The following is an 11,655-nucleotide window of genomic DNA, read 5'->3' on the forward strand; positions in this document are numbered from 1 at the left end:
GGCTGAATCCACGCCACGTTGTGGCGCGCTGCACTTTCGTGCAGCGTTAGAGCATTTCACTTTTTCAAAGCTAAAATGCTCTGAAGAGACGGGCAGACAGTGGCGTTTCAAGTCCGGAGGCTGCCCGCCAACTACCGCAGACGCTCTCTAAAGGCGTCTTGAAATATCGGGAGACTCATGCAAACTTCTCGCAGGGTTGTAAGTGTGGCTGCCGTGGCGGTTCTGGTGCTGGCAGCCTTTTTTTTATGGCGCTGGCTGGACGGCCGACACACAGGCAACCTCACGCTGTATGGCAATGTTGATATCCGCCAGGTGGACCTGGCCTTTCGCGTTGGCGGGCGTATAGCCGCCGTGCTGGTGGATGAGGGCGACAGCGTGGCCGAAGGGCAGGCCCTGGCCAGACTGGACGCTGACCTGCTGACCCAGCAGCGTGACGAGGCCGCTGCCCGCCTTGAAGGTGAAAAGGCTTCTCTGGCCCGCCTTGAGCGCGGTTATCGGGTTGAAGAAATTGCCCAGGCCAGGGCTGCGGTAAACGCGGCCACGGCCCTGTCTGAAAATGCCGCCATCAATCTGCGCCGCGTCGCAGCCATGCGTTCTTCCAACGCCGTTTCCCAGAAAGAGCTGGACAATGCCCGCGCCCAGTCGCGCGAAACGGCGGCAAAGCTCCGTTCTGCCCAGGATCAGCTGGATATGCTGCTTTCCGGTTATCGGGAAGAAGACGTGCTGGCGCAGCGCGCCGCCGTGGCTGGCGCGGAAGCCGCCCTGAAGCGGGTGGAAATACAACTGCACGACAGTGTGCTTGCCGCTCCGCAAAAGGGCATTGTGCTCACCCGTGCCCGCGAGGCCGGGGCCATTGTGCAGGAGGGGCAGACCGTGTACACGCTGACCCTCACCGATCCGGTCTGGCTGCGTGCCTATGTGGACGAGCCAAACCTTGGGCGCATCAAGCCGGGCATGGCTGTGCGCGTCATGGTGGATGCGGCTCCGGGCAAAAGTTTTCCCGGCAAGGTGGGGTTCATTTCTCCCACGGCGGAGTTCACGCCCAAAACCGTGGAAACCCGCGAGGTGCGCACCGCGCTGGTGTACCGCCTGCGGGTGCAGGTAGCTGACCCTGAAAACCTCATGCGTCAGGGCATGCCTGTCACCATTGTTGTTGACGAGGCCGCCGGGTCATGAGCGTGGCGACAGCGGTTCAGACCCCATCCTCTGCGGGTGAAGCGGCCGTGCAACTGCGTGATCTGGGTATGACTTTCGGTAAGGGCGCCCACCTCGTAACTGCGCTGAGCGGCGTTTCGGCCACTGTGCCCGCCGGGCGCATAACCGGGCTTGTGGGGCCGGACGCGGCGGGCAAAACCACCCTTATGCGCATCCTGGCCGGGCTCATGCGCCCAACGAGTGGCGAGGCGCTGGTTTTTGGCAAGGCCCCGGACAAACTTGTGAGCGAAAGCGCCAACAGTATTGGATATATGCCGCAACGCTTCGGCCTGTATGAAGACATCAGCGTCATGGGCAATTTGTGTTTGCACGCCAGTTTGCGCGGCCTGGAAGGGCAGGCCCGTCAGGAGCTTTTTGACCGCCTGCTTCAGTTCACGTCCCTGGCTCCCTTTACGGACAGGCTGGCCGGGCGTCTTTCTGGCGGCATGAAGCAAAAGCTTGGCATCGCCTGCGCGCTTTTGGGGTCGCCCCGCCTGTTGCTGCTGGACGAGCCGGGCGTGGGCGTGGACCCGCAGTCGCGCCGCGAACTGTGGCGGATGGTGCAGGATCTGAGCCGCGACGGCATGACCGTGATCTGGGCCACAGCCTATCTGGATGAAGCCGAACACTGCCCGCAGGTGGTTGTTCTGGACAAGGGCGGCGTTCTTTACTCCGGGGCTCCGCAGGAATTCACGGACAGGGTGCGGGACAGGGTTTTTCTGCTTAAAACGCCCGTCGGAGCCCACAGACATGAACTGGCCACCTGGAGTATGCGCCCCGGCATTGAGGACGCGCTTGTACAGGGCAGCCGTATCCGTCTTGTGCTGGCAAAGGACGCTCCCCCGGAGTTACGGCGCGAAGTTCGGGAAAAAGGCGGCGAACCCGTGTCACCGCGCTTTGAAGACGCCTATATGAGCGCTGTGGGCGGCATCAACCAGAAACCTTCGCCGTATGGCAAGCTGTATGCGATAAACGGCTCTGGTCCGTCAGGCGCGTCCGCCCCGGCCAGCGCGTCAGGCGCAGGGGCTGGCCTGTCCGATGCAGAGCCCGGCGCGGTCAGTCCGTCCGGCGCACCATCCGGCTCCGCGCCCGGCACAGGGGGGGACGCCCCGGCGGAGTCCCAGCCCTTCCCAAGCATTGAAGCCAGCAATCTTACCAAGAAATTCGGCGATTTCACCGCCGCGCACGACATCAGTTTTTCCGTGCGCCCCGGCGAGATTTTCGGTCTGCTTGGCCCCAACGGGGCGGGCAAGTCCACCACCTTTCGCATGCTTTGCGGTCTTTCGCGGCCCACTTCGGGCCAGTGCGCGGTTGACGGCATGGATCTGCTCACGGCGGGCAGCAATGCCCGCGCCCGCCTGGGCTACATGGCGCAGAAGTTTTCTTTGTACCCCGACATTCCGGTGACGGAAAACATAAAAATATTTGCGGAACTGTACGGGCTGAGCCGTAAGCGGCGCGATGAACTTCTGCCCGTACTGGCCGGAGCCCTTGAGTTGCAGGATTTTTTGCACAGCCGCACCGCCGACCTGCCCCTGGGCCAGAAGCAGCGTCTGGCCCTGTTATGCGCCACGCTGCACGAGCCGCCCGTGCTTTTCCTGGACGAGCCCACCTCCGGCGTGGACGCCCGCACCCGCCGTGACTTCTGGAAGCATATTTCGGCCATGACCACAGCCGGGGCGGCCGTTCTGGTCACCACACATTTTATGGAAGAAGCCGAATACTGCGACCGCATAGCCCTCATCTACCGTGGGGCCATGATCCACATGGGCACGCCCGACGAACTCAAGGCCTCCTGTAAAACAGTGGAAGACCCCACCCTGGAGGAAGCCTTTATCGCCAGTATTGAAGAGTATGACAGGCAGCATCCCCAGTAGGGCGTGCGCGACAATGGAAAAATAGCGCTGCCCTCAAGGCGCAGTGACGCCCTTTGTTCTTTTGGTGGAAGGCATATGAAGCAAAACCTCTGGCTCCGGCAGTTGCTTGCCCTTGTTCAAAAGGAGTTTCTGCAGATCGTGCGCGACCCGTCCTCCTATCTGGTGGCCGGGGTTCTGCCCTTGGTCTTTCTGCTGCTGTTCGGGTACGGCATCACGCTGGATGCGGGAATACTGCGCCTTGCGGTGCTCAATGAAAGCGGCGGCAGGCATTCCCTTGATCTCGCGGCGGATTTTGCGCATTCCCCCTGGTTTTCCACACGCGGCGTCAGCGGTATGGACGAGGCCGCCCGCCTCATGCGCGATTCTGAAGTGCAGGGAATTCTGGTGTTCAGGCAGGATTTCGACGCGGCGCTGGACCGCGGCGGGGTAGGGGAGCTGCAGGTGCTGGTGGACGGCTCGGAACCCAATACCGCCCAGTATATCCAGAGTTACAGCCAGGGCCTTGTGACCGGATGGCAGACCACGGCCCTGCCCGGCGGCGTGGCGGCCGAACCTCCCATAATCGTACAACCCCGCTTCTGGTTCAACCCGGCGGCCAAGAGCGTGCAGTTTCTGGTGCCCGGGGCCATTACGGTCATCATGACGCTCATCGGAACCCTGCTGACGTCCCTGGTTTTTGCCCGTGAGTGGGAGAGGGGCACCATGGAGGCCATGTTCGCCACGCCTGTAAGCCGCATGCAGCTTTTGCTGGGCAAGCTCATTCCCTATTTCTGCATGGGCATGTTCAGCATGGCCCTGTGCGCGACAGCGGCGGTGCTGCTCTTTGCCGTGCCGTTTCGCGGCTCGTTGTGGATTCTGCTGCTGTTGTCGTCGGTTTTTATGCTCAGCGCACTCGGGCAGGGGCTGCTTATTTCCGTCAGTTTGCGCGGGCAGCTTGTGGCCGCGGAGGCCGGGCTGTTTTCCGGTTTTCTGCCCGCCCTGCTGCTGTCGGGCTTTGTTTTTGACATCAACAGCATGCCTCCTGTGCTTCAGGCCATTACGCGGCTGCTGCCCGCCAGCTACTTCAACACCTGTCTGCGCACCATCTTTCTTACGGGCGACGTATGGGCGATCTTCGGCCCCAGCCTGGCCTTTATGGGACTGCTGGCCGCGGTTTTGCTGGGGCTGGTGTATAAAAATCTCGTCAAAAGGCTGGATGTGTGATGGCGCAGCGTTTCGGGGCTTCCTCCACTCCGGGCAAGGGGCTGGCCGCAAGAGGGGCGGCCCGTCTGAGCCGGTTTTTCCCCCGCCTGAACCTGCGGCGCATGGCCGTCATCGTGCGCAAGGAACTGCTGGTTCTCCTGTGCAACAAGGTTTCGCGCCTTCTTATCATCGTTCCCCCGCTTATGCAGATCGTCATCTTTGGCTGGGCGGCCACCATGGAGGTGCGCAATGTGGATGTGGCCGTGCTGAATCACGACAGCGGGCGCTGGAGCAGGGACATCATACACGCCCTCGAGGGGTCGCCCACCTTTCGCAGCGTGATGCATTTGCAGGGGGAGGGGCAGATACGCCCTGTTGTGGACCGGCAGCAGGCGCTTTTTGTGCTGGTTTTTGACGAGGAATTTTCGCGGCATATCGAAAAGGGCGAACCGGCGCAGGTCCAGGTTATTCTGGACGGACGGCGCTCCAATGCCGCGCAGATAGCGGCCTATTATTTCGAGCGCATCGTGGCCCAGACGGCGGCTGCCACGCCACGCGGGCAGGCCATGCAAAGCGCCGCCGCAGAAGTGCCCCGGCTGGACATACGCATGCGCTGCTGGTTCAATCCCAATCTGGAATTTCAGTGGTTTTTTCTGCCCAACCTGATCGGCATGTTGAGCTTCATGCTGGGACTGGTGGTCACGGGGCTTTCAGTGGCGCGCGAGCGCGAGGTGGGTACGTTTGACCAGTTGCTGGTGTCGCCCGCCATACCCACAGAAATTGCCCTGGCCAAACTGGTGCCGGGCTGTCTTGTGGGCATGGTGCACGGGACCATATTTCTGGTCATATCGGTACTGGGTTTCGGCGTGCCCTTCACAGGCTCGGTGGTGCTGCTCTATCTGGCCATGCTGGTGTTCGCGGCGGCTTCGGGCGGGGTGGGGCTTATGGTGTCCTCCCTGTCAGCCACGCAGCAGCAGGCTTTTCTGGGCGCGTTTACCGTGGGGGTACCCTGCATTCTCATTTCGGGAGGCGTGACGCCCATCATGAACATGCCGCTTTTTTTACAGCACGCCAGTCAGTTGAACCCGTTGCGGCACTTTACGGCCATCATCCAGGGCGTTTTTCTTAAAGACATAACCGTGGCCGCCGCGGCTGTCAGCCTGGGCAAGATCACCTGCATCAGCATCGTGACAGTGAGCGTGGCCGTATGGATGTTCAGGCGCAAAGCCTGAAGGATCGCGCCTTGCCATCCGCTGGCGGCTGCGTGAAAAGGCGCATGCCATAAAATGCGCGGCGCGGCGTATCCGCACGGTTTAAGCCCTGCGGGCGCGTTAGCCGTTGCAGCGTCAGCGGCTTACGGATAACGACAGCGACTCTTTGGGTAAGATTTTGCGTAACTCATTGCCGTCTTTATCCGTAGCTTCGCGGCAGTCGTTGGCGAGTCTGCGAGCCTTACGAATGGCGACAGCGATTGTATGGAGTGAACTGTGTAATTACTCAGGCTGTCTTTATCCGTAGCTTCCTGCGTCGCAACGGCTGAAGCCTGCGTCACAACGGCTAAAGCAACGGCTGCCGCAAAGACAGCATTGGTTAATTGAGCGGACAGCCTACTGATGGCTGTCGCTATCCATCCGTAAGCGGTAAAGACCCGCTAACGGCTGCCGCAAATCGCATTTTTCGGCTGAATGAACACTTTGAAATGTGAAGCATTTCAAAGGTAGTCTGCTCTAGGCCCGGCCGCGCATGGGGGCAGAGTCCTGGGAGGCGTGCTGGGTTGCCTGCGGCGTCTGCTGGTCCGCCTGCGGATCAACTTGAGGGTTGGTCAGAGGGTTCTGGCCAGAGGGGTTGGCCTGTGCTTCCTGATGCGAAGCCGCCGGGCGCGCCGTCGGATGTGGCGAGGGGTGGGGCGTAGCGGCAGGCATGCCGGTTGCGTGCCCGGCGGGTGAGGGGTGCGGCGCACGTTGCACCCTGCCCACAATGGTGGCTATCACCACAATGGAATAGACGTAGGCGATAAAGCCCACCAGCACGACCGCGTTTTTTGCGATCCAGGTATTCGGCGTGATGTCGCCGTAGCCAATGGTCAAAATGGTGATGTAGCTGAAATAGAAAAGATTGTTGATGGCGTTTTCGCCTTCGCCGAGGCCGTTGAAAGAGCCTGGGTGGGCAAATTCAATGGCCAGAAAGAGATAGAATCCGCAATAGGCGATGAGCATGAGGCCGCATATGGCCGCGTATATCATACGCGTGCTGACCATTTGCGCGCGGGCGATCTGACGAAAAACCTCCAGGGTAACGCTGCCGAAAAAGCAGATGTACAGCAACAGCACTTCGGCCAGCAGGCTGCTGGCGAAAAAGAGGTTCAATGACCGGCAGATCATCAGCAGCACGCCAAAAAGCACCACAAGCCAGATGACGCGCTTCTTGAATTCAAAAAGCACCAGGCCAGCCAGCAACTGAAAGGGCAGGTAGATGGACTGGGCCATGCCGCCATAGATATTGTCGGGAAAAAAGATGTTGAAGATAAAGACGCACAAAAGGGACGCCATCAGCAGCTCAAAACGGTAAACGTAGAGCCTTGAACGAAAAGAATTCAGTTTTTGCAGCATGGTACCCCTCACTGGAACGCGATACTACAAACATTGTCCGCGCCGGGCAAGGGGTGGCAAAACCCTTTTTATAGACATGAATGCCTGCGGGCCGTACACTGATCCATGTGAGATTTTTTGTAAAAATTTCCTTTGAAAATGTGCGGCCACAAGAGGTGAAGACGCTCACCGCGCCGCGGGCGGACGCAAATAAAGGGTGATCTGCTTTTTCAGTGCTATGCGGTCTTGCGCCGGGCGGCCTGTCCGCGCGGTCTGCGGCCCTCAAGGCCTGGGCTGAAATCGCGTTTGCACCCGTGCGTCATGCCTGCCCATGCATCCATCGGGCATTTTCATCATGAAATTACTTTGGAAAATACTGGAGAAAGCCATGCAGTCTTTTTGCCGCTTCAAAATGTTATGGGCAGTGTTCTGCCTGCTGGCCGTGACGGTTCTGCCCCCCCTGGCGGGCAGCGCCCAGGCCGTGCCTGTGACGACAAAGTACTACAGCATCGAGTTGCCTGCCGACTGGGTCGTTGTTAACGGGCCAAGCAAGGTCAAGGATGCCATTCAGGTTCTGCTTGGGCAAAAGGAGCATAAATCCTCGATACTCATTATCGTGGGACCAGCCAAAGCCGGAGAAGCTGAAACCGCCGCCAGGGCCAATGCGAAGCGGCTGGGAGGAAGCACCCCTGTACTGCGTCAGGGGCAGTGGGAGTTCACCTTTGAGCAGCAGGGCGTCAAGGGCTATGGAATCGTGCGCGAGGACAAATCCTCTGGAGTGCTGCTTATGATGCTGGCCAGCGGCGACCTGAAAATGGCAGACTTTATCTACAAGATGCGCGGCCCCTATAAGGCCCTTATGCCTTTGAAGCCGTAACAGCCATCAAGCGGATATATTTTTGCAAACAAGCCCGGAGGCACGTAAGGCCTCCGGGCTTGTTTGCGTTCTGGTCGCCGCCTTGGCATCGCTCTGCTCGATGTGCCGGGATTTTGCCTGGAATCTTTTCACCGAGACTCCTTGGCCTGCCTCCGAAAATTCGTTTCAGAACAGAAAGCGCCTTGTACTGCGCCATGATACGATAAGAGTTTCAGGGGGTGGGGGTGTGGGGGAGGAGACCCTTTTGCAAAAGGGTTTCCTCCCCCACAAAGCATTTCAACGCAACACTTACAGTCAGCGGATGAAGTTGGTGGGTTCCCAGGCTTCAACGGCGGGCGGGTTGATTCCGGCGGCCTTGCCGGCGGCGATGCATTTGATGAGCCAGGCCATGTTGTTGCCGAGCGTGCGCATGATCTGCATGCCTTCCTTATCCTGCACCACTTCCTCGGCATTATTGCCATGCACGGAGTTCCAGTACTGGGAGGAAACCACGGGCATGCGGGCAATGGTGAAGTATTTGTTCAGTCTGTCAAAGGACGCGCTGGCCCCGCCCCGGCGACAGCTGACGACAGCAGCCGCTGGTTTGAAGGCGTAGGGCGCGGACTTCATGAAAAACACGCGGTCCAGCAGGGCGCAGAGGGTGGCATTGGGGCCGGCGTAGTACACGGGGGAGCCCACGACCACTCCGTCGGCGGCGCGCAAAAGATCAATGACTTCATTGACGGGATCGTCCTTGAAAACACAGTAGCCCGTATCCTTGCATTTTCCACAGGCAATACAGCCACGTATGGCCTTGGAGCCGATCTGGATCAGCTCGCTTTCAACACCGTTTTTTTCCAGTTGCGCCGCCACGGTGGACAGCGCCGTAAAAGTACAGCCCTTGGGATGGGGGCTGCCGTTGACAAGAAGCACCTTCATGAAGAACTCCTTCTGTTCTCCGCTCAGGCGGTAGGCCCGGGCGGCAGGTTTTTTAAAAAGGTTATCAGATCCGGCGTATCGTGACTTCTGCATGCCAGATAACAACTCGTGTACCGCGCGTGGGTCAGGCTGGTCTGGTAGGCGGGGTAACGCCGTGCGGCACTGGCAAAGGGCAGGCCCAGCAGCGCGCCCACCCCGGGATGGATGGGCAGCCAGAAGTCCTCAAGCGGATGCGCATAGGCGCGGCGGACGGCTTGCGGCAGGGCGCCCAGCCCGAGCAGGCGCAACAGGCTGTCTGCCATATGGAACATCAGTGTGCGGCCCGGATGGTTGACGGTAATGAAAAGCTGTTCCTCTTGCCACAGTTCGCGCAGCAGGGGCGCGCAAACAATGGGACTTTCGGCCTGTTTTTCTTCCTCGCGGCGCAGGCTTTCTTCCGCCACGGCGGCCACGTCGCCCATCATGTCCGGCGTGGCGCGCAGGTAGACATGCAACGCTTCCTCCGGGCTCAGCCCCCGTTCGAGCAGACTTTCCAGCAGGCTGTCGCCAAAATTGATGGCGGTTTTGCTGGTCCAGAACGGCCAGTAGCCCTTGAAGAAAAGATTTGGAATTTCAATGGCCTGACAGCTTTTTGGCAGCCGGGGAAGAATCTGCTCCGTGGAGATGTCGCCCCATTTGGGGGCCAGCCTTTGATACAGAAAGAGCGCGCACTGGCTCAAATCCTGGCTGTCGATATGTTCACGCGTGTAATTGACGTAGTGGCGGATGGCAAAGCGCCGCGCAAAGGCCGGAGCATTCTGCAGCAGCGGCAGCAGGGCTTCGCCCTGGCAATTGGCGTGCAGGAGACAGAGGGCCTGTGACATGGGAGCGCTCCGCGAGGGCGATGCCGCTAGTCCGTTTCCAGATAGGTGGCGCTTTGGGCGCCTTTTTCTGAAACCGTGACGCTGTGCAGGCGCACCAGTCGGGCCTGGGGATCGTCGTGGGCGGCCAGATGCGCCTCCATGCCCTGCCAGATGTGGCGTGCCAGATTTTCGGACGAGGGATTGATGCGGTCAAAGGGCGGTGTTTCGTTGAGCAGGCGGTGGTCCAGGGCGTCAAGCACGGCCTTGAGGCCTTTTTTCAGCACCTTGAAGTCCAGCAGCATTTCCGTGCCAGCGGCAAGCTGGCTGCCCTCAACGGTAAGCTCCACGGCAAAGTTGTGGCCGTGCATGCGTTCGCATTTGCCTTCGTAGTGGCGCAGGGCATGCCCGGCGGAAAAATCATCACGCACAGTGAGACGCCAGAGTTTTTTTGACATCAGGACAGTATCCTGTAGACCACGAAGGCCGAGAGTATGACGATGATAATGGCCAGCACGATACGGACGTTCTGGTTCCACTGAAGACCCTGGCCTCCGTTATCCAGGTCCGGGTCGCCAGTGGAGGGCGGTGTGAAGATGCGTTGCAGCCATGAAAGAAAAGACATGCAATACCAATGTGTTTAAAGTTTTATCCGCATGGGACTCTGTTGGGACAATAGCAACTGCGTGAAATTTGTCAAAACAAGCTTACGGGGCATCCGGCGTGCGCAGAGCAGGGGCATGGTATGGCTTCTTACGGGGAGGGTACCACGCCACCCCGCGCGGTCGGGTATGGTGTGACCCCGCCCAGGTGGCGCGGCATGCCGCGGCGGCAGGGCATACGTGATCCGGCGTCACCCCGCGTGCACGTATTGACGGCCGCCCGCGCCCTTGACACACTGCGCGCATGAAATGGCCCATTGTCACCATCAATGCCGCGTCCGGCCCCGTACGGGCAGTTGCGCCCACCCTGCTGGCGGTGAGCCGCGCCACGGACATTCCCGCCTTCTACATGCCCTGGTTCATGAAAAGGCTTGAGGCTGGTCATGCGTGTTGGGTCAATCCCTTCAGCGGCAAGCCGCAGTATGTCTCGTTGGAGCGGGCGCGAGCCGTGGTTTTTTGGAGCAAAAATCCGCAGCCCCTCATAGCGTATCTGCCTGCCGTGGAGGCTCGCGGCCTTGCGTCCTACGTGCAATACACGCTCAACGACTATGAGGCCGAAGGGTGGGAACCGGGAGTGCCGCCGCTGGCGCGCCGGGTGGAGACATTTTGGCGTCTGGCGGAAGCGGTGGGGCCGGATCGTGTGGTGTGGCGTTTCGACCCCCTTATGCTGGCCGCCAATCCCGGCTGCCGCATGCTCTCGTGCGAGGATTTGCTGGAACGGGTGGAGAGGCTGGCGCGAGCTCTGGCGGGCTGCACCACCAAGCTTGTCTTCAGTTTTGCCGACATCGCCCCCTACCGTAAGGTTGCGGAAAATCTGCGGCGCAAGGGCATGACCTGGCGCGATTTTACGCCCGACGAAATGCGCCGTATGGCGAGGGCCATAGCGGAAATCTGCGCGCGGCACGGCATGCGGGCAGCCACCTGCGGCGAAATGGCCGATCTTTCCGCTCAGGGGGTCGAGCATAACCGCTGCACTGATCCCGAGCTCATACTTCGGCTGACTCGCCGCCATCCGGACGTGCTGGAGCTTTTCGGCATCAATGCCTGTGAGCAGATGCTGTTGCCCGGCGCGTCGGGCGTTCTCGGCGCTGCTTCGGGGACGGAGTATCCCCGTGACCCCGGCCAGCGCCCCACCTGTTTGTGCGTGCCCTGCAAGGACATCGGGCAGTACAACACCTGCCCCCACGGCTGTGTCTACTGCTACGCCAATACCTCGGAAGCGGCGGCGCGCAGGAGCTATCAGACCCACTGTGTGGACGGGGAATCCATAGCGGAACTGCCGGGCGGCACGGGAACAACAGCCCGGTAGCTTTACCGTGCTAAGGAAACGCTGATTTATCCCGGTTGGCGGCGTTGCTTTACTTTTTTTGAAACAGTCGAGGACGGAAGAGTTCACTCCTGCTTCAAAAAAAGATCGCGCCTTGCCAAAGGAAATACCAGCGCGTTTCCAGGAGGCTCTTTAGAGCATTTTGCTTTTGAAACAGTCCCTGTTTCAACGCATCATTCTGGCGAAAAACG

At 60.0% G+C, this 11,655-nt stretch carries 11 protein-coding genes; 6 read left to right on the forward strand and 5 right to left on the reverse strand.

The annotated features are described in order from the left end of the window. The first annotated feature begins 177 nt into the window (after positions 1-177). The 4 genes from hlyD (at position 178) to ACZ5DH_RS02855 (ending at position 5,485) form a co-directional block, all read left to right on the forward strand. Positions 178-1,176, forward strand: a complete 999-nt coding sequence (gene hlyD / locus ACZ5DH_RS02840; protein WP_464255646.1) for a secretion protein HlyD — start codon at positions 178-180, stop codon at positions 1,174-1,176. After that, positions 1,173-3,071: an ATP-binding cassette domain-containing protein gene (locus ACZ5DH_RS02845; RefSeq protein ID WP_464255647.1), complete on the forward strand. Its 1,899-nt coding sequence runs from the start codon at positions 1,173-1,175 to the stop codon at positions 3,069-3,071. Before hlyD ends, ACZ5DH_RS02845 begins: the two co-directional genes overlap by 4 nt. 75 nt (positions 3,072-3,146) lie before the next feature. Next, a complete protein-coding gene (locus tag ACZ5DH_RS02850) occupies positions 3,147-4,274 on the forward strand; it encodes an ABC transporter permease (RefSeq protein WP_464255648.1) in 1,128 nt (375 codons plus the stop codon). After that, positions 4,274-5,485 (forward strand): ABC transporter permease, encoded by a 1,212-nt coding sequence (locus tag ACZ5DH_RS02855; RefSeq protein WP_464255649.1) that lies wholly within the window; start codon positions 4,274-4,276, stop codon positions 5,483-5,485. The genes ACZ5DH_RS02850 and ACZ5DH_RS02855 overlap by 1 nt, the downstream gene beginning before the upstream one ends. A gap of 495 nt (positions 5,486-5,980) precedes the next feature. Here ACZ5DH_RS02855 and ACZ5DH_RS02860 read toward each other — a convergent pair whose 3' ends face one another. Continuing rightward, complete coding sequence (locus ACZ5DH_RS02860) at positions 5,981-6,862, reverse strand: ion channel (protein ID WP_464255650.1); 882 nt, start codon at positions 6,860-6,862, stop codon at positions 5,981-5,983. Between the two features lie 367 nt (positions 6,863-7,229). Here ACZ5DH_RS02860 and ACZ5DH_RS02865 point away from each other — a divergent pair, with 367 nt between their 5' ends. After that, entirely contained in the window at positions 7,230-7,718 is a 489-nt protein-coding gene (locus tag ACZ5DH_RS02865; RefSeq protein ID WP_464255651.1) for a hypothetical protein, read from the forward strand. A gap of 294 nt (positions 7,719-8,012) precedes the next feature. Here ACZ5DH_RS02865 and ACZ5DH_RS02870 read toward each other — a convergent pair whose 3' ends face one another. The 4 genes from ACZ5DH_RS02870 to ACZ5DH_RS02885 are packed head-to-tail and all read right to left on the reverse strand — an operon-like array spanning position 8,013 to position 10,100. Next, on the reverse strand, positions 8,013-8,636 hold the full coding sequence (locus ACZ5DH_RS02870; protein ID WP_464255652.1) for a flavodoxin family protein: 624 nt from the start codon (positions 8,634-8,636) through the stop codon (positions 8,013-8,015). Positions 8,637-8,659: 23 nt separating this feature from the next. After that, complete coding sequence (locus tag ACZ5DH_RS02875) at positions 8,660-9,499, reverse strand: WcbI family polysaccharide biosynthesis putative acetyltransferase (RefSeq protein WP_464255653.1); 840 nt, start codon at positions 9,497-9,499, stop codon at positions 8,660-8,662. 26 nt (positions 9,500-9,525) lie between these two features. Further along, on the reverse strand, positions 9,526-9,933 hold the full coding sequence (gene queD / locus ACZ5DH_RS02880) for a 6-carboxytetrahydropterin synthase QueD (protein WP_464255654.1): 408 nt from the start codon (positions 9,931-9,933) through the stop codon (positions 9,526-9,528). Beyond that, positions 9,933-10,100 (reverse strand): hypothetical protein, encoded by a 168-nt coding sequence (locus ACZ5DH_RS02885; RefSeq protein WP_464255655.1) that lies wholly within the window; start codon positions 10,098-10,100, stop codon positions 9,933-9,935. The genes queD and ACZ5DH_RS02885 overlap by 1 nt, the downstream gene beginning before the upstream one ends. A 281-nt stretch (positions 10,101-10,381) precedes the next feature. On the opposite strand from ACZ5DH_RS02885, the gene ACZ5DH_RS02890 reads away from it, so the two are divergent. Continuing rightward, positions 10,382-11,446, forward strand: a complete 1,065-nt coding sequence (locus ACZ5DH_RS02890; RefSeq protein WP_464255656.1) for a DUF1848 domain-containing protein — start codon at positions 10,382-10,384, stop codon at positions 11,444-11,446. The last annotated feature ends 209 nt before the right edge of the window (positions 11,447-11,655 follow it).

The organism is Desulfovibrio simplex, assembly GCF_055387835.1.